The 25,840-nt window shown below is 70.5% G+C and carries 26 protein-coding genes; 11 read left to right on the top strand and 15 right to left on the bottom strand.

Annotated elements, in window-relative coordinates; translation table 11 throughout:
• Positions 1-3: 3 nt before the first annotated feature.
• Positions 4-504, bottom strand: coding sequence for a YqhA family protein (locus tag ACLF3M_RS01345; RefSeq protein WP_430655037.1), 501 nt, complete (start codon positions 502-504; stop codon positions 4-6).
• Between the two features lie 52 nt (positions 505-556).
• On the opposite strand from ACLF3M_RS01345, the gene ACLF3M_RS01340 reads away from it, so the two are divergent.
• The 4 genes from ACLF3M_RS01340 to ACLF3M_RS01325 all read left to right on the top strand — a co-directional run bounded on the left by ACLF3M_RS01340 (position 557) and on the right by ACLF3M_RS01325 (position 4,130).
• A complete protein-coding gene (locus ACLF3M_RS01340) occupies positions 557-907 on the top strand; it encodes a RidA family protein (RefSeq protein ID WP_430655036.1) in 351 nt (116 codons plus the stop codon).
• 26 nt (positions 908-933) lie between these two features.
• Complete coding sequence (locus ACLF3M_RS01335; RefSeq protein WP_430655035.1) at positions 934-1,878, top strand: potassium channel family protein; 945 nt, start codon at positions 934-936, stop codon at positions 1,876-1,878.
• A gap of 111 nt (positions 1,879-1,989) precedes the next feature.
• On the top strand, positions 1,990-2,982 hold the full coding sequence (locus ACLF3M_RS01330) for an NAD-dependent epimerase/dehydratase family protein (RefSeq protein ID WP_430655034.1): 993 nt from the start codon (positions 1,990-1,992) through the stop codon (positions 2,980-2,982).
• 14 nt (positions 2,983-2,996) lie between these two features.
• Positions 2,997-4,130, top strand: a complete 1,134-nt coding sequence (locus ACLF3M_RS01325; RefSeq protein WP_430655033.1) for a DegT/DnrJ/EryC1/StrS family aminotransferase — start codon at positions 2,997-2,999, stop codon at positions 4,128-4,130.
• On the opposite strand, the gene ACLF3M_RS01320 is transcribed toward ACLF3M_RS01325, so the two are convergent.
• Positions 4,122-4,610, bottom strand: coding sequence for a hypothetical protein (locus ACLF3M_RS01320; RefSeq protein ID WP_430655032.1), 489 nt, complete (start codon positions 4,608-4,610; stop codon positions 4,122-4,124). The two genes, ACLF3M_RS01325 and ACLF3M_RS01320, sit on opposite strands and share 9 nt — an antisense overlap.
• A 210-nt stretch (positions 4,611-4,820) precedes the next feature.
• Between ACLF3M_RS01320 and ACLF3M_RS01315 the strand changes: the two genes are divergently transcribed.
• The 4 genes from ACLF3M_RS01315 to ACLF3M_RS01300 are packed head-to-tail and all read left to right on the top strand — an operon-like array spanning position 4,821 to position 6,773.
• Complete coding sequence (locus tag ACLF3M_RS01315; protein WP_430655031.1) at positions 4,821-5,201, top strand: rhodanese-like domain-containing protein; 381 nt, start codon at positions 4,821-4,823, stop codon at positions 5,199-5,201.
• 51 nt (positions 5,202-5,252) lie between these two features.
• Positions 5,253-5,381, top strand: coding sequence for a hypothetical protein (locus ACLF3M_RS01310; protein WP_430655030.1), 129 nt, complete (start codon positions 5,253-5,255; stop codon positions 5,379-5,381).
• Positions 5,382-5,439: 58 nt separating this feature from the next.
• Positions 5,440-6,486, top strand: a complete 1,047-nt coding sequence (locus tag ACLF3M_RS01305) for a class I SAM-dependent methyltransferase (RefSeq protein ID WP_430655029.1) — start codon at positions 5,440-5,442, stop codon at positions 6,484-6,486.
• Complete coding sequence (locus ACLF3M_RS01300) at positions 6,483-6,773, top strand: hypothetical protein (protein ID WP_430655028.1); 291 nt, start codon at positions 6,483-6,485, stop codon at positions 6,771-6,773. The genes ACLF3M_RS01305 and ACLF3M_RS01300 overlap by 4 nt, the downstream gene beginning before the upstream one ends.
• A 58-nt stretch (positions 6,774-6,831) precedes the next feature.
• Here ACLF3M_RS01300 and ACLF3M_RS01295 read toward each other — a convergent pair whose 3' ends face one another.
• Positions 6,832-7,596 carry an acetoacetate decarboxylase family protein gene (locus ACLF3M_RS01295; RefSeq protein WP_430655027.1) on the bottom strand — a complete coding sequence of 255 codons (765 nt, stop codon included), beginning with the start codon at positions 7,594-7,596 and terminating at the stop codon, positions 6,832-6,834.
• A gap of 38 nt (positions 7,597-7,634) precedes the next feature.
• Between ACLF3M_RS01295 and ACLF3M_RS01290 the strand changes: the two genes are divergently transcribed.
• Together ACLF3M_RS01290 and ACLF3M_RS01285 are read left to right on the top strand one after the other, a co-directional pair.
• Complete coding sequence (locus ACLF3M_RS01290; RefSeq protein WP_430655026.1) at positions 7,635-8,459, top strand: alpha/beta fold hydrolase; 825 nt, start codon at positions 7,635-7,637, stop codon at positions 8,457-8,459.
• Between the two features lie 49 nt (positions 8,460-8,508).
• Positions 8,509-10,056 (top strand): UxaA family hydrolase, encoded by a 1,548-nt coding sequence (locus ACLF3M_RS01285; protein ID WP_430655025.1) that lies wholly within the window; start codon positions 8,509-8,511, stop codon positions 10,054-10,056.
• On the opposite strand, the gene ACLF3M_RS01280 is transcribed toward ACLF3M_RS01285, so the two are convergent.
• From ACLF3M_RS01280 to ACLF3M_RS01250, 7 genes are read right to left on the bottom strand one after another with little or no spacing between them, the layout of a single operon-like run.
• A complete protein-coding gene (locus tag ACLF3M_RS01280; protein WP_430655024.1) occupies positions 10,046-10,858 on the bottom strand; it encodes an ATP-binding cassette domain-containing protein in 813 nt (270 codons plus the stop codon). The genes ACLF3M_RS01285 and ACLF3M_RS01280 overlap by 11 nt on opposite strands.
• Positions 10,851-11,810: an ABC transporter ATP-binding protein gene (locus ACLF3M_RS01275; protein WP_430655023.1), complete on the bottom strand. Its 960-nt coding sequence runs from the start codon at positions 11,808-11,810 to the stop codon at positions 10,851-10,853. Before ACLF3M_RS01275 ends, ACLF3M_RS01280 begins: the two co-directional genes overlap by 8 nt.
• On the bottom strand, positions 11,811-12,677 hold the full coding sequence (locus tag ACLF3M_RS01270; protein ID WP_430655022.1) for an ABC transporter permease: 867 nt from the start codon (positions 12,675-12,677) through the stop codon (positions 11,811-11,813).
• On the bottom strand, positions 12,674-13,681 hold the full coding sequence (locus ACLF3M_RS01265; protein WP_430655021.1) for an ABC transporter permease: 1,008 nt from the start codon (positions 13,679-13,681) through the stop codon (positions 12,674-12,676). Before ACLF3M_RS01265 ends, ACLF3M_RS01270 begins: the two co-directional genes overlap by 4 nt.
• Positions 13,681-15,231, bottom strand: a complete 1,551-nt coding sequence (locus ACLF3M_RS01260; protein ID WP_430655020.1) for an ABC transporter substrate-binding protein — start codon at positions 15,229-15,231, stop codon at positions 13,681-13,683. The genes ACLF3M_RS01265 and ACLF3M_RS01260 overlap by 1 nt, the downstream gene beginning before the upstream one ends.
• A 12-nt stretch (positions 15,232-15,243) precedes the next feature.
• Positions 15,244-19,089: a hydantoinase B/oxoprolinase family protein gene (locus ACLF3M_RS01255; protein WP_430655019.1), complete on the bottom strand. Its 3,846-nt coding sequence runs from the start codon at positions 19,087-19,089 to the stop codon at positions 15,244-15,246.
• Positions 19,090-19,143: 54 nt separating this feature from the next.
• Positions 19,144-19,818, bottom strand: coding sequence for an EthD domain-containing protein (locus ACLF3M_RS01250; protein WP_430655018.1), 675 nt, complete (start codon positions 19,816-19,818; stop codon positions 19,144-19,146).
• Between the two features lie 133 nt (positions 19,819-19,951).
• Between ACLF3M_RS01250 and ACLF3M_RS01245 the strand changes: the two genes are divergently transcribed.
• Positions 19,952-21,283, top strand: coding sequence for a phenylacetate--CoA ligase family protein (locus tag ACLF3M_RS01245; RefSeq protein ID WP_430655017.1), 1,332 nt, complete (start codon positions 19,952-19,954; stop codon positions 21,281-21,283).
• 16 nt (positions 21,284-21,299) lie between these two features.
• Here ACLF3M_RS01245 and ACLF3M_RS01240 read toward each other — a convergent pair whose 3' ends face one another.
• From ACLF3M_RS01240 to ACLF3M_RS01220, 5 genes are read right to left on the bottom strand one after another with little or no spacing between them, the layout of a single operon-like run.
• Positions 21,300-22,025 (bottom strand): ABC transporter ATP-binding protein, encoded by a 726-nt coding sequence (locus ACLF3M_RS01240; RefSeq protein ID WP_430655016.1) that lies wholly within the window; start codon positions 22,023-22,025, stop codon positions 21,300-21,302.
• A gap of 5 nt (positions 22,026-22,030) precedes the next feature.
• On the bottom strand, positions 22,031-22,780 hold the full coding sequence (locus ACLF3M_RS01235) for an ABC transporter ATP-binding protein (RefSeq protein ID WP_430655015.1): 750 nt from the start codon (positions 22,778-22,780) through the stop codon (positions 22,031-22,033).
• Entirely contained in the window at positions 22,777-23,739 is a 963-nt protein-coding gene (locus ACLF3M_RS01230; protein WP_430655014.1) for a branched-chain amino acid ABC transporter permease, read from the bottom strand. Before ACLF3M_RS01230 ends, ACLF3M_RS01235 begins: the two co-directional genes overlap by 4 nt.
• Positions 23,739-24,611: a branched-chain amino acid ABC transporter permease gene (locus tag ACLF3M_RS01225; RefSeq protein WP_430655013.1), complete on the bottom strand. Its 873-nt coding sequence runs from the start codon at positions 24,609-24,611 to the stop codon at positions 23,739-23,741. The genes ACLF3M_RS01230 and ACLF3M_RS01225 overlap by 1 nt, the downstream gene beginning before the upstream one ends.
• Complete coding sequence (locus ACLF3M_RS01220; protein WP_430655012.1) at positions 24,612-25,769, bottom strand: ABC transporter substrate-binding protein; 1,158 nt, start codon at positions 25,767-25,769, stop codon at positions 24,612-24,614.
• Positions 25,770-25,840: the final 71 nt, after the last annotated feature.

Genomic DNA, 25,840 nt, shown 5'->3' with positions numbered 1-25,840 from the left:
CGCCTACTCCTTCTTCTTCGACCCGGCCGTCAGCCGATCCAGGATGCCCAGCGCCAGGATCCCGAGCAGGAACATGCCGTGGATCGTCACCGCCCAGATGATGGAGCGGTCGTCGTAGTCGCTGACCTGCATGACGATCTGCAGCAGGTGGATCGCGGAGATCGCGATCAGCGCCGTGGAGAGCTTGATCTTCAGGTTGCCGGGATCGACGTTCGACACCCAGGAGATCCTCGTCGCGGTGTCCCCGCCGATCCGCGAGACCAGGCTGTCATAGGAGGCGAGTGCCACCATCACCACGAGCGACGCCACCAGCGCCGAATCCAGGAGGTGGAGCAGGTCGATCAGGATCCGGTTGTCGTCGCTGGCGAAGACGTCCCTGGCGAACTTGCCGAGCTTGTAGACGAAGCGCGCGGCATAGACGGCCAGCGCGAACATCAGGCCGACGAAGAACACGGCCAGCAGCCACCGGCTGGACAGGATCAGCGTGTCGAGGAACGGCTTCATATCGGGCTCCCGGTCGGGCAGCATCAACCATGACCCGCAACCGGAGGGAAGCATGACCATCCGCCGAATCGCCGAGGAGGCGCGCCTGTCCGGCGCCGTGGTGGGCGGCGGCCTGATCTGGCTGGCCGGCCAGGTGGCCGACGACGCCACCGCAGATGCCGAAGCGCAGACCGCCGACATCCTCCGCCAGATCGACGCCCTGCTGGCCGAGGCGGGGACGGACAAGCGCGCGCTGCTCTCGGCCACCGTGGTGCTGGCCGATATCGGCGACGCGGCGGCGATGAACCGGGCCTGGGACGCCTGGCTCGATCCCGGCCACAAGCCCGCCCGGATGACCATCCAGGCGCCGCTGGTCGATCCGTCGTGGAAGGTGGAGATCACCGGGGTGGCGCTGGCCCCGTGACCATTCCGCCGCGCCCGCGCCGGGGGATGCCCCGGCTGCTCTCCTGGCTGCGCGCGACCGCCTTCTCCTTCTCGGCGGCGGTGCTGGTGGCCTGGGGGGTGGGCGATGCGGGCTGGCTGCTGCCGGCCTCGGTCGTCGCGAGCGCGGGGCTCGGGCTCGGCTTCCTCTACTGGCTGTTTCCCCGCGGGGTGCATTTCGCGATCGGCACCACGGCCGGGCTGGTGCTCTACGCCACGCTCTTCGTCGTGCTGGGCCGCGCGCAGTTCCCGGGCGCCCCCGACGCCGCCCGCGCGGTCGCCTTCCTCATGCCGATGCTGGCCTTCCTCGGCATGAGCTGGTGGCGGCGGCGGGAGATGGCGGCGATCGTCAGCCACCAGGCCGAGCAGGATCTGGACACGCTGTCCCACAGCGCGCGCTGGCTGCTGTTCAGCGGGATGATCGGCCTGGTCTGCTTCGTCCTGCCGATCAACCGCATGGACGCCGGTGCCCAGGCCGCCGCGCTGATCGGCGCCATGGGGGCGATCGCACTGATCGTCGCCCTGGCGGAGCGCGACGTGGTGCGCCTGCTGGTCGATGTCGCGCTCATCATGCACGAGATCTCCGCCAGGCTGCGCCATCTCGTGGTGCCGGCGACCGCCTTCCTGATGCTGTATGCGCTGCTGATCGTGGGCTTCGCCGCGGCCTACCGCATCGCCGACGGGCTTTCGGTGGTGGCGCTGTTCACCGGGCCTGGCGGGCCGATGCGACTGACCTACTCCGACGCGCTGCACTTTTCCGTCGTGACGCTGTCCACGGTCGGCTATGGCGACATCCAGCCGCATGACGACGGCATCCGCGTGCTGTCGAGCCTGGAGGTCGTGGCCGGCCAGCTCATGCTGCTCTTCGGCTTCGCCGAGATCATGCGCGCGCGGCGCGGCGGTCATGAGGAGCGCCATCTCGACCGCGGGCGGAAGGACCGGCACGAGGGGTGATGACGGAACCATGGCGAAGGGCCTTGCCGCCGCCGGGGAGCGGACGCGCTTCCGCCTCAATCGCCTTGCATGTATGGGCTTGCCGCCCGAGCGGCAGGACGAGGTAGCGGGATGCTGACGGAAGGCTGGCGCGGCAAGCGCGTCTTGGTGACGGGGGGCGCGGGGTTCCTGGGCAGCGGCCTGTGCCATGCGCTGGCCGCCGAAGGGGCGCGCGTCGTGGCACTCGACGCCATGATGCCCGACGGCGGGGCGAGCCCGCTGAACCTCGAGGGCAGCAACGTGATGCTGGTGCGCGGCGACATCCGCGACGCCGAGCTGCACAGCCTCTGCCAGGGCATCGACGTGCTGTTCAACATGGCGGCGCAGACCAGCCACATGGGCGGCCAGCGCGATCCCGTGGCCGACATCGCGATCAACGCCGTCGCGCAGGTCCGGCTGATCGGCGTGATGCGGGAAGCCGCCCCCAAGGCGGTCGTCGTGCACGCCTCGACGCGGCAGTTCTACGGCCGGCCGCAATACCTCCCGGTGGACGAGAAGCACACCGTCAACCCGCCCGACGCCAACGGCGTCTCGAAATGGGCGGGCGAGCAGTACTGGCTGCTGGAGAACCGCGTGCATGGGCGCCCCGTCGTGTCGCTGCGCCTGACCAACTGCTACGGCCCGCGGCTGCGCATCAAGGACGCGCGGCAGACCTTCCTCGGCATCTGGATCCGCAAGGTACTGGAAGGCGAGCCCTTCGAGGTCTGGGGCGGTGACCAGCTGCGCGACCTCACCTATCTCGACGACGTGGTTGAGGCCTTCCTGCGCGCGGCGCGCCATGCGCATGAGCCGCAGGTCGGCGGCAAGGTCTTCAACATCGGCGGGGCGCCGCCGCTGTCGCTGCTGGATCTCGCGGAGAAGCTGATCGCGGCGAATGGCGGCAAGGGTCGGTTCGAGACGAAGGAATTTCCGGCCGACCGCGCGCCGATCGACATCGGCAGCTTCGCCGCCGACGACCGCGCCTTCCGCGCCGCCACGGGCTGGTGGCCGCGGGTGGCGGTGGATGAAGGCCTGAAGCGCTTGCTCGAGTGGTATCGCCCGCGGCTCGCGGAATACACGGCGTAAAGGGGACGCTCATCATGAATGCCACCACCATCACCGTCCCGCAGGCCGATCCCGGCGCGGGCTACCGCGCCCAGAAGGACGCCATCGACGCCGCCGTCGCGCGCGCGCTGGCATCCGGCTGGTACATCCTCGGCAAGGAAGGCGAAGCCTTCGAGAAGGAATACGCGGCGTGGCAGGGGGCCGCCCGCGCCATCGGCTGCGCCAACGGGACGGATGCGCTGACGCTGGCGCTGCGGGGGCTCGGCATCGGGCCGGGCGCCACGGTGGTCACGGTGTCCCACACCGCGGTCGCGACGGTCGCCGCGATCGAGATGGTGGGCGCGACGCCGCTGCTGCTCGACATCGATCCCGATACCTACACCATGGACCCCGACGAGCTTGTCGCCGTGCTGGACGATCCGCCGCCGGGCCTGCCGCCGATCCGTGCGGTGATCCCCGTGCATCTCTATGGCCAGTCCTGCGACCTGAAGCCGATGCTGGAGGCCTGCGCGCGTCACGGCGTGGCGGTGATCGAGGATTGCTCCCAGGCCCACGGCGCGACGCTCGACAACGTCAAGGTCGGCAACATGGGCCGCGTCGCCTGCTACTCGCTCTACCCCACGAAGAACCTCGGCGCGCTCGGCGATGGCGGCGTGCTGACCACCGACGACCAGACGCTCGCCGACCGCATCGGCGCGATCCGGCAATACGGCTGGAAGGAGCGCTACATCAGCGCCGATGTCGGCGTGAACTCCCGCCTCGATGAGCTGCAGGCCGCGATTCTGCGGGTGAAGCTGACGGTGCTGGACGCCAACAACGCGCGCCGCCAGGCGATCGCGGCGGCCTATGACGCTGCGCTGTCCGGCGGCAGCCTGGCCGCGCCGATGCGCCGCGCGGGCGCAGGGCATGTCTTCCACCAGTACGTGCTGCGGGTGAGTGAGCGCGCCTCGCTGATGGCGCGGCTGCGGGCCGAGGGCGTCGCCACCGCGATCCACTACCCCCAGCCCGTCCATCTGCAGCCCGCCTATGCCGGCCGCGTCGCTATGGGCCCCGCGGGTTGCGCCGAGACCGCGCGCGCGGCGGGCGAGGTGATGAGCCTGCCGATGTTCCCCGAGATGACCGACGGGCAGCTCGGGCAGGTTTGCGAGGCGCTGCGGCGGCTAGTGTAGCCGCGCCTCCATCAGCCGCGCCGTCGCGTCGCGCTCCTCGGCCGTGAGGTCGAGCAGGCGCGCCGCCAGGTGCTGCTCCGCCAGCGTCGCCATGTCGCGCAGGCGCCGCGCTTCGGCCGCGCCGGCGCGTTCCTCCGCCGCAAGCGTTGCCGTCGTGGCCGGCGCGGGGTCGCGCGGGCCGGACGGCCGCGGCCTTTCGCGCAGCAGCGCGAGCAGCAGTTCGATACGGCGGAGCTGTTCCTCCGCCTCCGCCAGCAGCCGCGCGGGCAGCGCGTCCTGCTGACCGCGCAGCCGCGCGGGCAGCGCGTCCTGCTGACCGCGCAGCCGCGCGATGCGGGCGCAGGCCTCGGCATGCGCGTCGCGCAGCCCCGCCAGCAGGCGCCGGCGTGGTGCGGCGATATCGCCGGCCGCGCGCGCGAGCGCATCGTCGCCGCGCAGCGCCTGGGCGCGCCCGGCTTCGTTCACCTGGTGTGCTGTCATGGCAAGTGGGTGTGTCTGTCTCGTTCCGGGTGCCGGCGCCGATGGCGCCGTGATCCGATATTTGGACCTCCGCGCGGCGGAACGGGGTGACAATCCGGAGACTGTTGCGCCGGCTCTTTCGCGATCGCGTGTGCCGCCCATGGACGGAGGGTTTATCGGCCTGCCGTCGCGCGATAGCCTGCGCGCCACTGCAACCCCGGAGGAAACTTCATGGCCACCACCGTCAAGGAGATGCTCGCGGCCGCGAATGCTGCGGTGCCGCGCGTCGCGCCGGCCGAGGCGAAGGCGATGGCGGGCGATCCGCGCGTCGTGCTGGTCGATGTGCGCGACGGGTCGGAGGTGAAGGCGTCCGGCAAGGCGAAGGGCGCGCTGCATGTCTCGCGCGGGCTGGTCGAGTTCCGCGCCGATCCGGAAAGCCCGATGCACGACGCGGCCTTCGATCGCGCGAAGACCATCATCGTGTATTGCGCGTCGGGCGGCCGGTCGGCGCTGGCGGGGAAGACGCTGAAGGACATGGGCTACACCGATGTGCGCAACCTCGGCGGCTTCAAGGACTGGGTCGAGGCAGGCGGCGAGGTGGAGCCGGGCTGAGGCCGCCGCCCGCGGTGGGCAACCGGAGCTGCGGGGCGGCGTTCGGCGCGCATGACCCTGCTGCATCCCAACCACGACCCCGCGCATCCGCCCCAGCTCCCCTACGTCTTCCCTGCCGTGGCGGGGACGGCGGCGGTGCTGGTCCTGCTGATGGTCGTGCTGGAGCACCTGCTCCGCTAGCTGTTCCGCCGCGGCCTCCGCGCGCTAGGCTCGGTGCCGGGCGATCGGAGGCGGGTTGATGCGGACGCTGGACGAACAGGCGCATCTGGACTTCGCGCTGCTGCTGCGGCGGCGCTGGGCGGACATGCTCTACCCCGCGCTGCGCGGCCAGTACGAGGCCTCGCTGGGCGGCGCGCCGGAACCCGCGGAGGCGAAGGAAGCGCGGCCTGTCGTGCACGCGCTGCCCGCGTATCCCTGGTTTGCGTGGCTCGAGCGCAACGGGCAGAAGATGCTCTGGCGCGCCGTGCAGGATTCGGTGGCCGCGCGTTCCACCGAGGCGGGCGTCGAGCACGGCCCCGCGACGCTGGTTCTGGACCCCGCGCTGGAAATGCCGGCCTGGTACACGGACTGGGACATCCACATTCAGCCTGGTGGGGTCTGGCGCAGCGACGCCTCGGCGGATACCTACGAGCTCGGTGCGAAGCTGGTGATGCTCGGCGTCAACGACGACTACACCTTCCATCGGGCCTTTACGCAGACAGCGATCCCGAGGCGCAGCTACCGCGCAATCCTCGATCTCGGCTGTGGCTTCGGGAAATCAACCTGGCCGCTGAAGAAGGCCTATCCCTTGGCCGAGGTGATCGGCCTCGACCTCGCTGCGCCATGTCTTCGCAAGGCCCGCGAAAGGGCGAGCGCGCAGGGGCTCGCGATCGAGTTCCGCCAGGGCGACTGCCAGGCGACGGGGCTGCCGGGTGGGCATTTCGACCTAGTGACCAGCACCATGCTGATCCATGAGATGCCCCGGCCCGCGCTGATGGCGACGCTGAAGGAGAGCGCGCGTCTTCTGGCCCCGGGCGGGCTGCTGCGCTTCCTGGATTTCACGAAGACCGGCGATGCCTTCCGCGACCTCGCGATGATCGAGCATGGCGAGCGCAACAACGAGCCCTTCCTGCCGGGCTCCATCGCCGCCGACCTGCCCGCGATGTGCGTGGAGGCGGGGCTGGTCGGCGCGCGCTGGGTGGCGTTCGACGAGCGTGGCGCGGGCCGGCTGGACGAGCTGCGCTGGCCGAGGCGCGCGGAGTGGCACTTCCCCTGGGCCGTGCTGGAGGCGGAGAAGCCGGCATGAAGGGCACGGACCACGAATACCTGCGCGAGGTGTCGCCGGACCGGCTGGCGTCCCTGCTGATGGAACTGGCGGCGCAGTTGCACGCGGAGCGCCAGCGGCGGATGGCGCTGGAGGACGTGCTGGTCCGCCGCGGAGTGATCGCGCGCGAGGAGATCGAGGCGCTGGCCGGCGACGCCGCGTTCCTGGAATCGTCGCAAGCCGCCCTGGATGCGAATCTCCGCCGCCTGCTGCGCATCATGGCCGAAGCCGGCGACGCGCGGGGCCCGTTGCGAAACGAGGCGCTGTAGCCTTCCCTCCCCCGCAAGCGGGCGACGGTAAGGGTGGGGGTGCTTCGTCAGCGACCCGTCAAAACGCTTTCTCAATGCGCGCCACCATTATTGACGCATCCTTCACCCAGGCTACCGCATTCACCTTCCCAGCGAGAACGCGCCGCGGCCCGAGCGCGCGCAGCTCGGGTGCGACCAGCTCCAGCGTCGCGCGACCGCTATAGACGCCCCTGACCTGCACCTCGCGCATTTCCGAGAAGAACAGTTCCCGCACCAGCACCCGCCGCGCGGGATCGGGGAGCGCGCGTTCGGTGTAGAAGCCGACAAAGGGCGGCTGCGGCACGTCCGGCTCGCCCTCGCGGTCCAGCGTGACGCCGCAGGTGAACACGCCCTCGGTCAGGCGCCCGACCCGCCCCGCGACATGGTCGCCGACGCCGAGGCCGCGGATCGGATGCGGCGCGGTCAACGCCATGTGGCCGAGACGCTGCGGCCAGCCATACATCTCCCGACCCACCGCGAGCTCCGCATCCCCGTCCGTCCAGAGGAACGGGTCCCAATGGCCGATGCGGCCCTCGTGCTCCACCGCGATGCCGACCACGGCCTCGCGGAACTGGCTGCGATGCGGGTTGCGCTGCGCCCAGTCCCAGCCGAAGCCGAGGTCGCATTGCAGCTCGTGCACGGAGAAGCGGACGACGTCGGCGACCGGCTTTAGCGGCGCCGGCACCAGCCCCGCGACGCCGTCGCACTCCGCCAGCACCGTCAGGCTGCGCCCGGCGAAGCGCCAGGGCGGCGCGCCATAGAGCGTGGCGTCGGGATGGATGGGGGCTGCGAAGGCGCGATTCATGCCGCAGGATAGGCTGCGCGGGACGCGGGAGGCGAGAGATGGTGCGGCGCGGATTCACGGACATCGCCGAGGGCCAGGTGCATTGGCGCGCGGCGGGTGAAGGCGGCGTGCCGATGGTGCTGCTGCACCCCTCCCCCTATTCGTCGCTGGTGCTGGAGGGACTGCTGGCTGAGCTCGGCCGCGACCGCCTGGCGCTGGCGCCGGATACGCTGGGCAACGGCGATTCCTGCCCGCCGGTGCCGGAGGTGCCGGACATCGCCTATTTCGCCGACGCGACATGCCGTCTGCTGGACGCGATGGGGATCGCGCGTGCGGATTTCTACGGCGCGCATACCGGCGCGCGCATCGCGACCGAGATCGCGCTCACCAGGCCGGATCGCGTGCGCAAGCTCGTGCTGGATGGGTTCGGGCTCTACACGCCGGAGGATCTGGACGAGATCCTGCGGGTCTATGCGCCAAAGGTGATGCCCGATCTGCACGCCGGGCATCTCATGTGGACCTGGCACTTCGTGCGCGACCAGCACCTGTTCTTTCCCTGGTTCAAGCGCGACGTCGCGCATCGATATAACAGGGACATGCCGGACGCGGCGCGGCTGCACGCGTTGTTCATGGAGGTCGCAAAGGCCGTCACGACCTACCACAAGAGCTACCGTGCGGCCTTCCGCTATTCGATGGCGGACGCCGTGCCGAAGCTGACCGTGCCGACGCTGATCGCGTTCACGCGCAGCGACATGGTCTTCCCGCTGCTGGACCGCGCGCATGCGCTACTGCCGAGCGCGCAGCGAGCCGAACTGCCGGGCATCGAGGCGCCGGCGGAATGCACGGAGACGGCGGCGATCTTGCGCGCCTTCCTGGACGGTTGACGCGGGCGCGGGGAAGCGGGACAGGAAGGGTAGGAAGGACCGCCAGACCATGATCGACCTGCAGGCCAAGACGCTCAACGGCCCCGTCATCCGCCTCCATCCCGACGACAACGTCGTCGTCGCGCGGGTGGATATCGAGCCCGGCACGCCGATCCCCGGCGAGAATGTCGTTGCGCGCCAGAAGGCGCCGGCGGGCTACAAGATCGCGACGCAGCACCTGCGCGCCGGCGACCCCATCCTGAAATACCAGGTCACCATCGGCTTCGCGGCGGAGGACACGCCGGCCGGCACCATGCTGCACGGCCACAACATCGAGTTCCACGACTTCGACCGCGACTACGCCATCGGCCGCGACTACCGCCCTGTCGATCCGATCCCCGAGGTGCAGCGCAAGACCTTCGAAGGGATCGTCCGCGCCGATGGCCGCGTCGGCACGCGCAACTACATCGCGATCGTGTCGTCCGTGAACTGCAGCGCGACAGTGTCGCAGGCCATCGCGGACTGGTTCACGCCGGAACGCCTGGCGGACTACCCCAACGTGGACGGCGTCGCGGCCTTCACCCATTCCACGGGCTGCGGGATGGAGTTCTCGGGCGAGCCGATGGACCTGCTGCGCCGGACGCTCGGCGGCTACATGAAGCACGCGAATGTCGCGGGCGTGCTGGTCGTTGGCCTCGGCTGCGAGCGCAACCAGATCAAGTCCATGCTGGAAAGCCAGGGGCTGGAGCCCGGCTCGATGCTGCGGACCATGGTCATGCAGGAAGTCGGGGGGACGAAGAAGTCCATCGACACCGGCGTCGCCATCGTCAACGAGATGCTGCCCGTCGCGAACCAGGCGACTCGACGGACGGTCTCCGCGGCGCATCTCTGTGTCGGCCTGCAATGCGGCGGATCCGACGGGTTCTCCTCCATCACCGCCAATCCGGCGCTGGGCGCGGCCGTGGATCTGCTCGCGCGGCATGGCGGCACGGGGATCCTGTCGGAGACGCCGGAGATCTACGGGGTCGAGCACACACTGACCCGCCGCGCGGCATCGCAGGAGATCGGCGAGAAGCTGATCGAGCGCATCCGCTGGTGGAAGGACGTCTACGCCAAAGGCCGCGACACCCAGATCAACGGCATCGTCAGCCCCGGCAACCAGGCCGGTGGCCTGGCGAACATCTTCGAGAAGTCGCTGGGCGCGATGATGAAGGGCGGCACGGGGCCGCTGATGGGGGTCTTCCGCTACGCCGAGCCCGTCACCGCGCGCGGCTTCGTCTTCATGGACACGCCGGGCTTTGATCCGGTCTCCGCCACCGGGCAGATCGCGGGCGGCGCCAACATGATCGCCTTCACCACGGGGCGCGGGTCGATGTATGGCGCGAAGCCCGTGCCGTCGGTGAAGCTTGCGACCAACACGCCGATGTACCGCCGACTGATGGACGACATGGACATCAACTGCGGCGAGATCCTGGACGGCACGGCGAGTCTCGGTCAGATGGGCGCGCGCATCCTGGACCTGATGCTGCGCGTGGCGTCGGGCGAGAAGACAAAGAGCGAGGAGCTCGGCCTCGGCCGCCACGAATTCGCGCCGTGGCAGATCGGGATTACCGGTTGAAGGGCGAGAGATCCGGGTCCGGGACCGGCATCGCGTCGAGCAGCATGCGGGCGTAGTCGCTCGACGGCGCGTTCCAGACCTGCTCGGTGGGGCCGGTCTCCACGATGCGGCCACGCAGCAGCAGCGCAACGCGGTCGCAGACATGCCGCACGACGGCCAGGTCGTGCGAGATGAAGAGATAGGTCAGCCCGAGCCGCTGCTGCAAATCGTGCAGCAGGTTCAGTACCTGCGCCTGGACCGAGACATCGAGCGCGCTGGTCGGCTCGTCGAGCACGAGGAACTGCGGCTCGCAGGCCAGCGCGCGGGCGATGGCGATGCGCTGGCGCTGGCCGCCGCTGAACTCGTGGGGGTGGCGATGCAGGTGCTGCGGGCCGAGGCCGACGAGCGAAAGCAACTCCGCCGCGCGGTCGGTGCGGGCGCGGGCTGTCATCGGGAAGCGGTCGGCATGGATGACCAGCGGCTCCGTCAGGATGTCGTGGACGCGCATGCGCGGATTGAGCGAGGCATAGGGGTCCTGGAAGACCACCTGCATGCGCGCGCGGACGTCGCGCAGGGCGGCGCTGCGCAGCGCATGTACGTCGGCGCCGTCGAAGGTCACGCGGCCCGCGGTCGGCTTCTCCAGCGCGAGCACGATGCGCGACAGCGTGGACTTCCCGGAGCCGGATTCGCCGACCAGGCCGAAGCTCTCTCCGCGCGCGATGGAGAGCGACACGTCGGTCAGCGCGTCCAGCACCGGACGTGGACCGAGCACACCCTGGCGCGCCAGCGGGTAGGTCTTGGAGACACCCTCGACGTTAAGCATGGGGGTGCAGGCAGGCGACGCGGTGGGCAGGGGCGAGCTCCGCCAGCGGCGGCGTGCCGGCCTCGCATTCCGGCGTCGCGCGCGGGCAGCGCGGGGCAAAGCGGCAGCCCGGCGGCGGGGTGAAGAGGTTCGGCACCTGGCCGGCGAGACTCCGCAGCGCGCCGCGTGCGGCGCCGGCGCCGGGCAGGGCTTCCAGCAGCGCGCGGGTGTAGGGATGACACGGCGTGCGGAAGATCGCGCGCACGGGCCCGGTCTCGACCACGTTGCCGGCATACATCACCGCGACATGGCTGCAGATCTGCGCGACGACGCCGAGGTTGTGCGTGATCAGCAGCACGCCGAGCCCGTCCTGCTGCACCAGGTCATGCAGCAGCCGCAGGATCTGCGCCTGGACCGAGACATCCAGCGCCGTCGTCGGCTCGTCCGCCACCAGCAGGTCTGGCCTGCCGAGCAGCGCCATCGCGATCAGCACGCGCTGGCGCATGCCACCCGAGAACTGGTGGGGATAGTCGTCCACGCGCTTCGCGGCATCCACGATGCCGACGCGGTCGAGCATGCGGATCGCACCGTCACGCGCGGCGCGACGGTTGGGCGCGCCGGCGTGCAGCGCGACGTCGATCATCTGCGACGCCACGCGGAAGGCGGGGTTCAGGTTCGTCGTGGGATCCTGGAAAATCATGCCGATCCGCCGGCCGCGCAGCGCGCGCAGCGCGGCTCCGGGCATCGACAGCACATCCTGCCCGTCGAAGATCACCTGGCCGCGGAGGTAGCGGCCCGGCGGCTGCGCGACCAGGCGCGAGACGGAGAGGCCCGTCAGCGACTTGCCGCAGCCGGTCTCGCCGACCAGGCCCCAGACCTCGCCGCGCGCGACGGAGAGTGAGATGCCGTTGAGCACATGCGCCTCGCCCTCGAAGCTGCGCATCGCGAGGTGAAGGTCGCGGATCTCCAGCACTCAGCGGCGAGCCCTGGGATCGAGCACGTCGCGCAACCCGTCGCCCAGCAGGTTGAAGCCATAGACCGCAAGGAAGATCGCCAGGCCCGGGAAGATCGCGGGCCACCAGACATCGGGCATGTAGTTGCGCGCGTTGGACAGCATCATGCCCCATTCCGGCGTCGGCGGGCGGACGCCGATGCCGATGAAGCCCAGCGCCGCGACCGTCAGGATCGTGAAGCCCATGTCGAGCGACATCTTCACGATCACCGGCGAGAGGATGTTGGGCAGCACATGCCGCAGCAGCAGCCGCGCGCGCGAGGCGCCGAGCGCGCGCGCGGCGAGAACATAGGTCTCCTCCTTTCGCGCGATCACCTCGCCGCGCACCAGCCGCGCATAGCCCGGCCACCAGGACAGCGCGATTGCGACGACCATGTTCGTCAGCCCCGGCCCAAGCGCCGCGGCGATCGCCATGGCGAGGATGAGGGAGGGGATGGTCAGCATGAGGTCGGTGAAGCGCATCAGCGCCTCGTCCAGCCAGCCGCCGGCGAAGCCCGCGATGCCACCGATGAGCGTGCCCAAGACGGTGCCGAGCACCACGACGGCAAGCCCCGCGAGCAGCGAGACGCGCGTGCCGGCGACGGTCAGGGAGAAGACGTCCTGGCCGAGTTCGTTGGTGCCGAACCAGGCGCCGGCGGAGGGCGGCTGGAAGCGCAGCGCGGTAGCAATGCCGCCACTGATATGCTCGGGGTGCGGCACGATCTCGGGCCCGATCGCCGCGACGATCAGCAGGAAGGCGACAATGCCGGCGCCAACGAGCGACAGGCCAGACTGGCGGAAGCGATAGAGGCCGCGCCGCATCCCCTCCGAGGCGACGGTCGCGCTCATCCTGTCCGCACCTTCGGGTTCAGCACGCCATAGAGCAGGTCCACCATCAGGTTGACACTGATGAAGATTGCGCCGACCACCAGCGTCACGCCGACGATGGGTGCGAAATCCTGAGTCGTGATGGAGCGCGTGGCATAGAGCCCGATGCCTGGCCAGTCGAAGACCGTCTCCACGAGCACCGTCCCGCCGAGCAGCCATCCCACATAAAGCCCGATGACGGTCAGCGAGGACGACGCGGCGTTGCGCAGCACGTATTTGCCGACGATCAGCGCGGGCGAGAGGCCGAGCGCGCGCTCCGTCAGCACCCAGTCCTGCTGCAGCGCCTCCACCGTCGCAGCGCGCATCATCCGCGTGATGGTGGCCAGCGGCGAAAGCGAGAGCGCGGCTGCCGGCAGGATGAGGTGGCGCAGCGCGATGACGAAGCCCTCCCAGTCGCCGGTCAGCAGGGCGTCGACGGTGAAGAAGCCGATGACGTGGTCGGGCGGCGGCTCCGTCACGGGAAAGCGGCCGCCGAGGGGCAGAACGCCGAGCCACATCGCGAAGCCCAGCTGCAGCAGCAGGCCGAGGAAGAAGCGCGGCATCGAGACGAGGCCGAGCGAGACGGTGCGGGAGACCGTGTCGGGCCAGCGGTTGGCATAGACGCCGGAGATCAGGCCGGCGGGGATGCCGACCAGCACCGCGATCAGCAGCGCCGCGATCACCAGTTCCAGGGTCGCCGGCAGATAGGCCGCGAGTTCCTCCGCGACGGGACGCCGGTTCAGGATCGAGGTGCCCCAGTCGCCGCGCAGCAGCCCGCCGGCATATGTCAGGTATTGTTCCCAGATCGGGCGATCCAGGCCGAACTGGCGGACGATCGCCTCGACCTCCGCCGGGCTGGCGTTGGGCCCGGCGGCGAGCCTCGCGGGATCGCCCGGCAGCAGCCGCGCGATCGCGAAGACCACCATCGACAGCCCGACCAGCGTCAGAACCAGCGAGACGAGCCGGCGGAGGATATAGGCCAGCACTACCGCAGGTTCAGGTTCGCGAACTCGATGGCGTTGGAGGCGACGGGCGTGAAGACGAAGCCGTCCACATTGTCGCGGAACGCCAGCTTGCGGGTCTCCAGCACGCCGAAGATGTCGGGCGCGTCGGCGACGACCTTCTGCTGCATCTCGCGGTAGATCGCGATGCGCGTCGCCTCGTTGGTCTCGCTGCGGCCGCGCTCGATCAGCGCGTCCACCTCGGGGTTGCGGTAGACCGGATTCTGCCAGCCGCCGTTGCGCGACGAATGATAGGCCGCGAAGGCGATGTTGTCGGGATCGGCGTAGTTGGCGGTCTGGTAGACCATGAAGAAGTCGGCCGTCGTTTCCGGCGAACGGGCGGAGGCCACCATGTCCGGCCAGGGCATGGCCTGCACGTCGAGATCGATGCCGAGCTGACGCAGGCTGTCCAGCATCACCAGGCTCCAGCGGCGTTGCTGCTCCAGGCCGACGACATGGACGACCTTCAGCTTGAGCCCCGGGCGCATCTGCGTGCTGCGGGCCAGGTGCTCCCGCGCCTTGGCCATGTCGGTGCGCGGCACGTCCAGGTTCGGGTCGTGGCCCAGGATGCCGTGCGGCAGCGGTCCCACCATCAGCCGCGCCTGGCCCGCGCTGTCCAGCATGCTCTGGTAGTTGAAGGCATAGGAGATCGCGCGCCGCAGCTCTATGTCCATCAGCGGGCCGAAGCGCGTGTTCATCTTGATGGAGAAGGTGCGGAATTCCGGCTCGCTGATCAGCTTCAGGCCGGGCCGGCCGGCCAGCGCATCCATGTCCTCACTCGTCAGATCGAGCGCCATATGCGCCTCGCCGCGCTGGACGAGCAGGCGCTGGGTGGTGGTCTCCCGCACCAGCCGCCAGATCGCGCCGTTGAGGTTGCCGCCGCCCGGGCGCCAGTGGTTCGCCACGCGCTCGAATTCGTAGATGCTGCCGACCTCCTGCCGCGTGATGCGGAAGGCGCCGGAGCCCGCGACATTGGTGCGGAGATACCCCGCGCCGTCGTCGCTGCCCTTGTTCGCCTCGACCACCGTGGGGTTCACGATGAAGATCCAGGGCAGCACGGTCAGGAAGGGCGCGAAGGGACGGATCAGCTTCATCCGCACGGTCGTCGCATCCACCGCGGTGACGCTGTTCCCGTCCAGCGCACCGGAGATCATCCAGGCATTGCCGCGGCCGAGCCGGAGCGCGCGGTTGAAGGAATAGCGGATCGCCTCGGCGTTCACGGGGCTGCCGTCGTTGAACTTCGCAGCGGGATTCAGCCTGAAGACGTATTCCATGCCGTCGGCCGAGGCGGTCCAGCTTTCCGCCAGCATCGGCACGACGCGCGGCGGATTGCCCTCCACGCGCACCAGCGTCTCATACAGGTTGCGGTAGAAGGCCGCCGGCGCGTAGCCCGTTCCGAGATGCGGATCGAGGTCCGGCACGTCGGCGCCGGACGCGATGACCAGCACGCGCCGCTGCCCGCGCTGCGCCTGGGCGAGGTTAGGGGCGGCGAGCAGCGTTCCGCCGGCCAGTCCGAACAGGGTGCGACGCTTCATCTCTCGGTCCTCCTAGTCCGCGGCTTCGCGTGGGGCCATCGCGGCCGCCAGCGCGCGTTCATCCGCACCGTACTCCTTCCGCGCGGCGCCCGGCGAAACCAATCCGGCCGCGACGTCGTCGGCCACCGCGATGCGGGAGCGCTCCGCGGGATCGCCGAAGCCGGCGCCGCCGGGGACGTGGATGTCCAGCACCTCGTCCGCACGGGAGAGTTGCAGCAGCTCGCCCACGCCGAGGTCGCGGATCATCGTGCCGTCCGGTCGCCGTAGGATGCCGGAGGACCGACCGCCATGATGCCCGCCAAAGAGGCCCGGCGTGTCCACGCCGATGCTTTCGGGAAAGATGGCAAGCAGCGTCGTCAGCCCGTCGTCGCTCAGCTTGCGGAGCTTCACGCGCTGGCCGAGACCGCCGCGGAATCGGCCGGGGCCGCCGGAATCCGTCGTGTACTCCTTCTCCTCAATCAGCACGGGGACGCGGGATTCCAGCAACTCGATCGAGGTGTTGGAGGCCGATGTCGGCCAGAGCAGGCCGGACTTGCCGTCGCGCGCGGCCGACGCGCCCTGTCCGCCGCCGGTGAAGAGGATGTCGGAATAGGGCTGCCCTTCGGCGTTCAGCCCGTAGATGTTCACGGCGATCGGCAGGCCGGTGAAGGCCTGCACGCGGTCCGGCGCGGCGTCGCTCAACGCGCGGAAGATGGAGGGCGAGAGGTACCAGCCGCTACGCGTGCGCATGTTCACCGCGGCAGGGCGTCGTGCGTTAAGGATGGATCCCTCCGGCGCTTTGACGCGGAAGGGCCGGTAGCAGCCGGCATTGCCGCGCACGCCGGGGGTCAGCATGCATTTGAGTGGGTAGGTCGCATGCGCCTCGGTGTAGTTGAGCGTGCAGTTGATCGCGCCGCGCGGCTGCTGCGGGGGCGCGCCATCGAAATCCAGCTCGATTTCGTCGCCGGTGACGGTCAGCTTGAGCGGATAGGACAACTTCTCGCCCGCGGGGTTGTTGACGGTGACGGCGCTGTAGGTGCCGTCCGGGATGGCGCGGATCGCATCGCGCATCGCGCGTTCCGACCGCCCCTGCACTACGGCGGCCAACGCGCGGAGGTCGTGCATCCCGTATTCGCGGACGAAGGCGGCCAGGCGTTCGGCGCCGAGCGCGTTCGCGGACAGGAAGGACTGCACGTCCCCCAGCACCTGGTCGGGGTTGCGGACATTCTCCCGCAGCAGGCGCCACAGCGTCTCGTTGGGCACGCCGCGCTCCGCCAGCTTCATCGGCGGAATCTGCAGCCCCTCGTCGAAGATCTCCCGCGCGCGCATGGAATCGCGCGCGCCGCCGATATCGGAGACATGGCCGACGGTGCCCATCAGCGCGATCAGCCGGTTCTCGTGGAACACCGGCGTGACGACGGCGATGTCATAGAGATGCCCGGCGCAGAGCCAGGGATCGTTGGTGACCAGCACGTCGCCCGGCCGCAGCGTCTCCGCGGGATAGGCGGCCAGCAGCGCCTTCACCGCGCGCGGTAGCGTCAGGTTGAAGACCGGCATGGCGCGCGGCGAATGGGCCAGCGGCTCGCCACTGGCGTCCAGCATCTCGCAGGCGAAGTCCTGGGCCTCGGAGATTACCAGGGAGAAGGCGGTGCGGCAGACCGTCCACCACATCTCCTCCACCACCGTGACCAGGCGGCTCCACATGATCTCGAGGCCGATGGGATCGGATTCGATGATCTGCATCGCGTCTTGCACCGGCGTGTCGCGCGTGATGCGCGCCGGCGCGGCGGTGGTCTGCGCGACGGCGATGCGAAGGTTCAACGCCTCGTCCACGGACAAGCGATCCCCGGGGGCGAGGATCGTCGTGGCCTCGCGTTCCTCGATGATGGCGGGGCCGTCGAAGGCGTCGCCCGGCGTCAGGGCGTAGCGGTCCAGCACCAGCGTGTCGTGCCAGGCATGGGCGAACCAGGCGCGGCGCGTGCCCTTGCGCTTCGGCGCGTCGGTCGCGCCGCCGACGGCGCCGTGCAGCACGAGCGTCGGCGTCGGGCCGACGCAGCGGACGCGGAAGTTGATGGCCTCGAAGCGCGCGCCGGCGGGCGGGGTGGCGTAGCGCGTGGCATAGGTCGCGACGAAGGAAGCGCGGATCTCCTCGACGCGGTCCGGCGTGAGGGCGCCGTCGGGCAGCGGCACCGTGATCTCGTGCATCTGGCCGACCAGGCGCATGTCCGCGCTGCGCTCGACCGTGACGTCGCCCGGCGCGACGCCGGCTTCCAGCAGCAGCGCGCGGCCTTGCGCTTCCAGCTGCGCCAGCACCGCGGCCAGCGCGGCGCCGTCGAAGGGGGCGGTGAACTCGACGGGGTGCGAGCGCACCGTCTCGAACGAGAGCGGTGCCGCGAGGAAGCCGAGCGCCGAGGCAGCGCCGGAGGCCGGCGGCACAATCACCTCCTTCACGCCCAACGCGCGCGCGACCTCGGCCGCGTGGGCGGGCCCGGCGCCGCCGAAGCCGACCATGGCGTAGTTGCGGGGATCCTTGCCCTTCTCGACGAGGTGGACGCGCGCGGCGGCGGCCATGCTCTCGACCACCACCTTCTGGATGCCGTGCGCGGTCTCCTCGACCGTTAGGCCGAGCTTGTCGCCCAGCGCGCCGACGGCGCAGCGTGCGGCCTCCAGATCCAGCGACATGCGGCCGCCCAGGAAGAAGCCGGGGTCGTAGTAGCCGAGCAGCAAGTTCGCATCCGTCACCGTGGGCTGCGTGCCGCCGCGGCCGTAGCAGGCCGGCCCGGGCGCGGAGCCCGCGGAATGCGGCCCGACGCGCAGCAGCCCGACCTCGTCGATGGAGGCAATCGATCCGCCGCCGGCGCCGATCTCGATCATGTCGATGGTCGGCGCCTTGATCGGCAGGCCGGAGCCCTTCTTGAAGCGGTGCGTGCGCCCGGCTTCCATCTCGGCCGCGATCTCGGCGCGGCCGTGCTCGATCAGGCAGGCCTTGGCGGTGGTGCCGCCCATGTCGAAGGAGATGACGTCCCGGTGTCCCGCGAGATCGCCGAACAGCGCGGTGGCCAGGCCGCCGCCGGCGGGGCCGGATTCCAGCAGCCGGATCGGGAAGGCGCGCGCCGCGGCGGGCGAGACCAGGCCGCCCGCGCTGTGCATCAGCCGGAAGGCGCCGCGGAAGCCGCGCGCGGCCAGCGCCGCCTCCAGCCGGCCGAGATACCGATCCATCAGCGGCTGGACATAGGCGTTGGCGCAGGTGGTGGCGCAGCGCTGGTATTCCCGGAGCTCCGCCACGACCTCGCTCGACAGCGACACCGCGATCTGCGGGAATTCCTCGCGGATCAGCGCGGCGACGGCCTGTTCATGCGCGGGGTTGCGGTAGCTGTGCAGGAAGCAGACGGCGACGGCCTGCACGCCGTCCTTCACGAAGCCTGTCAGCGCGGCGCGCACGGCATCAAGGTCGAGCGGCGTCAGCACTTGCCCGTCGCGGTCCAGCCGTTCCGGCACGCCGATGCGGCGCGCGCGCGGGACCATCGGATCGGGGAAGGTGAGGAACAGGTCGTAGATGTCGTAGCGCTGCTCGATCCCCATCTCGAGCACATCGCGGAACCCCGCGGTGGTGATCAGGCCGAGCGGCGCGCCGCGGCGCTCGATCACCGCGTTCGTCACCAGCGTGGTGCCGTGCAGCAGTTCGCCCACATCCGCGAGCTGGATGCCGGCCATGGAGACCAGCTCCTCCAGCCCTGCCAACGCGGCGTCGGAGGGATCAGGGACACTTGTCAGGCGCTTGTGCAACCGCAGCGCGCCTTCCGCGGAGTCATATAGGATGAAATCCGTGAAGGTACCGCCGATATCGAAGCCGATGCGCCAGCGTGCCCTGCCGCTCATCCCGCCTGCCCATGGGTCGTGAGCCGGCGAGCCTGAGCGAGAACGGCCCGGGGATCAAGGACCGGGCTTCAGGACGTGCTCCGTGGTGTAGAGCCGGGTCGCGCGCAGCAGGAAATGGCCGACGTCATGGGCGATCGCGGCGCGGCCGGCCTCGCTGTCGAACCAGCGCGTCATCATGGCCTCGACCGAGGGGAAGTGGAGCTCGGCGATGCCGTGGAAGCCGGCCTCGCCTTCGACGACCCAGTCCCTGACGTAGCGGTCCATGCCGATGTGGACGCGCAGCGCGAGCGCTGCGTGATGCGCCCAGAGCCGGCGCGCGGCGGCGGGCGGAAGGTCGGGCTGGAAGGTCATGAGCGATAGGAACTTTACGCCGGGCGCCCGGCCGCCAGGACGGAGGAGTTCGTCCTTCTCGATCGTCTCCGCCACGCGCACGGAGACCACCGGCGCGCTGCCGGCGGCGCCGCGCACCTCGGCGATCGCCGCCTCGATCGCGGCGGGCTCGCCCCGGAGGTCGAGCATCGCGTCGTAGTCCGGTTCCTGATTGGCGGCGGGTTCGCCAGGGCGCTGCCAGGGCGGGGCGGCGGGCGTTGCGTCCACCAGGTCCACCGACAGCGCCTGCAGCGGCGCGGCGGCCAGCGCCATGGGCCCGAGCGACGACAGCGCGCGGGCGCGGAAGGCGGCGCGTTCGTCGCCGGGCGGCGCGGCTAGGAAGAGGCGATGCTTGGTCATCGGGTCTCAGTCCGCGATGGCATGGGCGGGGCTGGCGCCATCGCGGTTTCCTCGGAGGGCAGGCCATGGTGCCTGCCACGGGGTGGAGGTCAAGGCATTGCGGGGCGTGGCGCCCCGGGGCCAGCATCGCGCCATGGCATCGGACGACTTCCCCCCTGACTGGCCAGCGATCGAGGCGGCGCGGCGCGTGGCGCTGGCCGCGACGATGGACCTGGCGGCGACGCGGCACGCGCTGACGCGGCGCAAGCTGGCCGAGGCCGGGCTGACGCGCGCTGATATCGCGGCGCCGGCGGACCTGGCCAGGCTGCCGGTCACGACCAAGGCGGAGCTGATGGCCGCGCCGCATGACGCGGTGCTGGACCTCGACGGGGCGGAGGTGCCGGAGGAGCAGCGCATCGTCTGGGACACGATGTACACCACCGGCAGCACCAGCGGCCGTCCCACGCCCTTCGTCAACACGACGAGCGATTTCTGGGACATCCTGCTGCTGCAGCGGCGCATGCTGCGGATCCGCGGCGTGACGGAACGCGACCGCATCGCGAACCTCTTTCCGCTTACGCGCCATCCGCATGGCGGCTTCTTCCGCGTGCTGCATGCCGCCGCGGCGCTGCACATTCCCGTGGTCAGCGCGCTGCCCGGCAATCCCGGCCCCGGTTTCGCGGTCGGGCAGGAGCTGGACGGCGTGGTGGAGACGCTCGCGCGCCACCCGCCGACGATACTCTGGGGCGTGCCGTCCTACATGCGGCGCGTCGTGGCGCGCGCGGCGGAGCTCGGCATCGCGCTGCCGGACGTCCGGCTGGTCTTCGTGACAGGGGAGGGCCTGTCGGAGGAAGGCCGCGGCGAGCTGCTGGCGCGGCTGACGGCCGCGGGCGCGACGGGTGCGCAGGTCTCGATCAGCTATGGGATGACGGAGATCCAGGGCGGGCTGGTGGAATGCGCGGCCGGCGCCGGGCTGCACAACCCGCACCCCGAGGCCATCGCGGTGGATGTCGTGGACCCCGAGACGCACCGGCCTTTGCCGGATGGGCAGGAAGGGCTGATCCTGGTCTCGCATATGCGCCGGCGCGGAACGCTGCTGCTGCGCTATGCCGTGGGGGACCTCGGCGTGCGCAGCACCGCGCCCTGCCCGCATTGCGGCCGGGTGACGGAGCGGATCGTCGGGCCGCTGCGGCGCGCCGATGAACTCACGAAGGTGCGCGGGATGCTGGTGAACCCGGCGCTCGCGGTGGCGGCGGTGGAGGGTGTGGCCGCCGTGCACGACTTCCGCTTCGAGATCGCGCGGGAGGGCGTGCTGGGGATGGACGACCTCGCGCTGCTGGTCGTGCCGGAGCCGGGCGCGGCGCCGGAGGCCGAATTGGCAGCGAAGGTGAAGTCCGCGATCGGCGTCACGCCGAGGGTCGTGCTGGTCGAAGCACTGGACAGCGCGTCGTGGAAGGCGAAACGGTGGATCGATAAGCGCATCTAGGGGTGGGGGTGATTCGCTACGTCCCGAACGCCTTCCCGGCCGCCCCCATGTAGAGCTTCGCGACGCGGTCGTCGGCCATGAGCGACGCCGCGCTGTCCTCCAGCACGATGCGGCCCATCTCCATGACCACCGCCCGGTCGGCGATCGCCAGCGCGCGCTTGACCGACTGCTCGACCAGCAGGACGGCGCGCCCCTGCGCGGCGAGGTCGCGGATCGTCGCGAAGACCTGCTCCGCGAGCCGTGGCGCCAGGCCGATGGACGGCTCGTCCAGCATCACCGCGCGAGGGTCGAGCAGAAGGGTGCGCGCGACCTCCAGCATGCGCTGCTCCCCGCCGGAGAGCGTGCCGGCGAGTTGCCCCGCGCGTTCGCGCAGACGGGGAAACAGGTCCAGCGCCTGCTCGATCCGCTGCGCCAGCAACCCGGCATCGGTCAGGGCATAGCCGCCCATGCGCAGGTTCTCGAGCACGGTCAGCCGCGGGAAGACGCTGCGCTCCTGCGGGACATAGGCGAGGCCAGCGAGCAGCACGCCACGCGGCGGCAGGCCGTCCAGGCTGCGGCCCTCGACCTCCACATGACCGCTGCGGCCCGGCAGCAGGCCGAAGAAGGCGCGGAGCAGCGTGGACTTGCCCGCGCCGTTGTGGCCGAGCAGCGCCACGACCTCGCCGGCCTCGACGGACAGCGTCACGCCATCCACGATGGTGCGGCCGCCATAGCCGGCCGAAACGGTGTCGGCGCGCAGCATTCCCGCTATCCGAGATAGGCTTCGATGACGCGGGAGGATGCCTGGATGGCGGCGGGGGTGCCGTCCTCCAGCACCGCGCCCTGGTGCATCACGATAATGCGGCCGGCCAGGCCCATGATGAATTCCATGTTGTGCTCGACGATCAGGAACAGGCCGCCCTGGGCTTCATGCGCCGCGCGCAGGAAGCGCCCGAGCGCGTCGAGCAGGCCGGGATTGATGCCGGCGGCGGGCTCGTCCAGCAGCAGCCAGCGCGGGCGGGTCATGAGCGCGCTCGCGATCTCCAGCATGCGGCGCTGACCGAAGGAGAGGATGGAGGCGGGCGCGTCCGCATAGGCGTCGAGGGTGGCGAGCCTCAGCAGTTCGTCGGCGCGCGTCTCGGCCTGGTCTGGCAGCGCCTCGCGTCGGGTGAAGGCGCGCAGCAGTGCGGAGCCGAAGCTGCGCGGGCGCGCGGCAAAGAGCAGGTTCTCGCGCAAGGTCCATTCCGGGAAGACGCGGCATTCCTGGAAGCTGCGCTGGAGGCCGAGCGCGGCCCGGGCGTGCGGCGGCAGCGCGGTCGCGTCCTGGCCGGCCAACGCGATGCGGCCGGTATCGGGGAACTGCCGCCCGGCGATCATGTCGAAGAGCGTGGTCTTGCCCGCGCCGTTCGGGCCGATCAGGCCGACAATGCCGGGCTGCTCGATCGCGAAGCCCGCGCCGTCCAGCGCGCGCACGCCGCCGAAATGCTTGTGGACGTCCTCGACGGCGAGGAGGCTCATGCGGGCGCGGCGCGGCGGCGGAGGATCTTCGCGGCGATGCCGGCCAGGCCCTCCGGCGCGAAGCGCATCAGCAGGACCAGCGCGATGCCGAAGAAGACCAGGCGCCATTCCGCGGCGACGCGGAGGTATTCGGGCAGCGCCACGAAGAGCAGCGCGCCAAGGATCGGCCCGGGCAGCCGCCCCGCCCCGCCGATGATCACGATCAGCACGAGGTTGATGCCCTCGAGATATTCGAAGCTGGCCGGCGCGGCGACGCGCAGGAACGCCGCCTTCACCGCCCCGCCGGCGCCGGCGATGGCGGCGCCGATGGCGAAGGCCAGGATCTTCCCGGCGGTGACGTTCACGCCCTTCGCCGCGGCCAGCGTCTCGTCCTGCCGCAGCGCGCTCAGCATGCGCCCGAAGTCGGAGCGGATGAGCAGGGCGGAGAGCGCGAAGGCGATGGCGGTCGCGCCGACCGCGAAGGCGCCGAAATCCGGCAGGCGGCGGAAGGCGAAGTCGAAGCCGAGAAAGGCGAAGCCCTCCGGGCGGGGAATGCCGGGCAGGCCGACGGCGCCGCGGGTCAGGCCGTCCCAGTTGTTCGCAACGGCGTGGAACACCAGGCCGAAGGCGAGCGTCGAGATCATGAAGAAATGCGTGCGCAGCCTTAGCGTCACGGCACCGAGCCCGGCACCCGCCGCGCCGGCGACGAGGGCGGCAATCGGCAGCGCGGCCCAGAAGCTCCAGCCGCGGTCCACCGCGAGGATCCCCAAGGCGTACGCGCCAAGCCCCACGAAGGCGGCATGCCCCAGGCACACCAGGCCGGCATAGCCCAGCATGATGTTCAGCCCGATCGCGGGAATCGCGTAGGTGCAGGCCAGCGTGACGATGTGCACGAGATAGGGCGGCAGGTCGGCCTGCCCGACGAGCAGGACCAGCGCCGGCGCGATCACGCAGAAGGCGAGGACGCCTGCGGGATGCATCAATGTTCGTCCCGCACGCGCTGGCCGAACAGGCCCTGCGGGCGGACCAGCAGCACGACGACGATGATCGCGAAGACCACCACGTCCTTCCAGTCCGTCGGTAGGACGAGGGTGGAGGTCGCCTCGATCACGCCGATGGCGAGCCCGCCGATCACCGCGCCCGGAATGGATCCCATGCCGCCCAGCACGATGCCGGCCAGGCCCTTCACCAGCGGCAGGTCGCCCATCCCAGGGAAGACCAGGAACAGCGGCCCCAGCAGCGCTCCGCCAATCGCGGCCAGCGCCATGGACAGGGCGAAGGCGATGCGGTGCGTCGCCTCCACGTCGATGCCGACGACAAGCGCGCCTCGCGGATTCTGGGACACGGCGCGCAGCGCGGTGCCGAGTTTCGTCCGTTGCAGGAAGGCGAACAGCGCCGCGACGCAGGCGAAGCCGACCGCGATGATCAGCAGGTGCTGCACGGCGAAGGCGAGCGGCCCGAGGTGCACCGTCGCGCGCGTCGCCTGCACCGGGAACTGCAGCGCGTTCGGCCCGAAGATCGCGACCACCGCGTTCTGGATGACCAGCACCAGGCCCAATGAGGCGATGACCTGGTTGCGGAGGTTTCCCCGCAGCGGGGCGAAGACGCCGCGTTCCAGCCCCGCGCCGACCAGCACCAGGAACAGCCCGGCCGTGAGCACCGAGAGAGGGTAGTTGCCGATCACCTTCGTGAACACGGTCTGCGCGACATAGGCGCCTAGCATGAACAGCGCGCCATGCGCGAAGTTCAGGACATGCATGACGCCGTAGATCAGCATCATGCCGAGCGCGACGAAGACGTAGATCGAGCCCATCATCAGGCCGTTCACGGCCTGCTCGGCGAAAGCGAGCATTCAGCCCGCGCCGCAGGCGGCAGCGAGATCGGGCGGGAAGAGGATGCTGCGACGGCCGTCGGCGCACCATTCCGTGACATAGACCGGCGGGTTGGCCTGGCCCTCGGCGTCGAAGCGCAGCGTGCCGGTCACGCCTTCATGCGTGATGCGGGCCAGCGCGTCGCGCACGCGCTTGCCTTCGACGCTGTTGGCCGCGCGGATCGCGGCGGCGGCCATCATCAGGCCGTCATAGGATTGCGCGGCGAAGCCATGCGCTTCCTCGTTGAAGCGGGCGCGGTAGCGCTGGGAGAAGGCCTGGATGCGCGGGATCGGCGCGTTGGGCGGGAAGGCGTTGTACTGCACCATCCCGTTCAGCCGCTGCGCGTCCAACCTTTGCAGGAAGCGGTCGGATCCCATGGCCAGCGTGCCGATCAGCTGCACCTGCAGCCCGGCCGCGCGGATCTGGCTGATCGCCAGGCTCCCGGGCTCCTCGTCCATGAAGAGCATCACGGCCTTCGCGCCGGCATTGCGGATGTTCGTGATGTGGGCGGAGAAATCCACCTCGCCCACGTTGAAGAAGCCGGTGTAGGCGATGGGGAAGCCCGGCGGCAGCGCGTCGCGGATGCCCTGCACGCCGCCGCGGCCGGCATCGTTGTTCCAGGCGATGAAGGCCAGCGGCTTCCAGTCCCGCTGCACCACGAAATCCGCGATCGACCTGCCCAGCTGGTCGTTGTGCGCATTGACGCGGAAGACCCAGCGGTTGCGCTGCTTCGTCAGCGACGGGCCGGTCGGCACCGTCATGACGAAGGGCACCTCGTTCTCTTCCGCGATCGGCGCGACGGCGGGGACGACGGCCGAGGAGAGCTCGCCTAGCACGACGGGCACGCGGTCCACGCTGCATAGGCGCTGCATGGCGGACGACCCCTCCGCGGGATTGCCGCGGGTGTCGTAGGTCTTGAGCTCCGCGCGGAGCCGGCGGCCGCCGACCTCGATCCCGCCGCCTTCGTTCAGCTCGTCCACGGCCAGGTTGAAGCCGTTCATCTGGAACTTGCCGGGCGCGGCGAGCGGGCCCGAGAGCGCGGTGAGAATGCCGAACTGCACGGTGGTGCGGGACTGCGCCTGCGCGCGGCCCGCGATGGCGGCGAGCACGCCGGCGGCAAGCGTCCTGCGGCGGAGCATCGTGGCTCTCCTTCCCCCGGTGTGGCGGGAAGCTTAGGTTCGCCCCGGAGGACGGGCAAGGCAGGAGGACC

The sequence above is a fragment of the Falsiroseomonas sp. HW251 genome, from assembly GCF_050563545.1.
Classification (GTDB): domain Bacteria; phylum Pseudomonadota; class Alphaproteobacteria; order Acetobacterales; family Acetobacteraceae; genus Falsiroseomonas.
The sequence above is the reverse complement of the archived record's forward strand: the minus strand, read 5'-3'. Positions and strand labels throughout refer to the sequence as shown.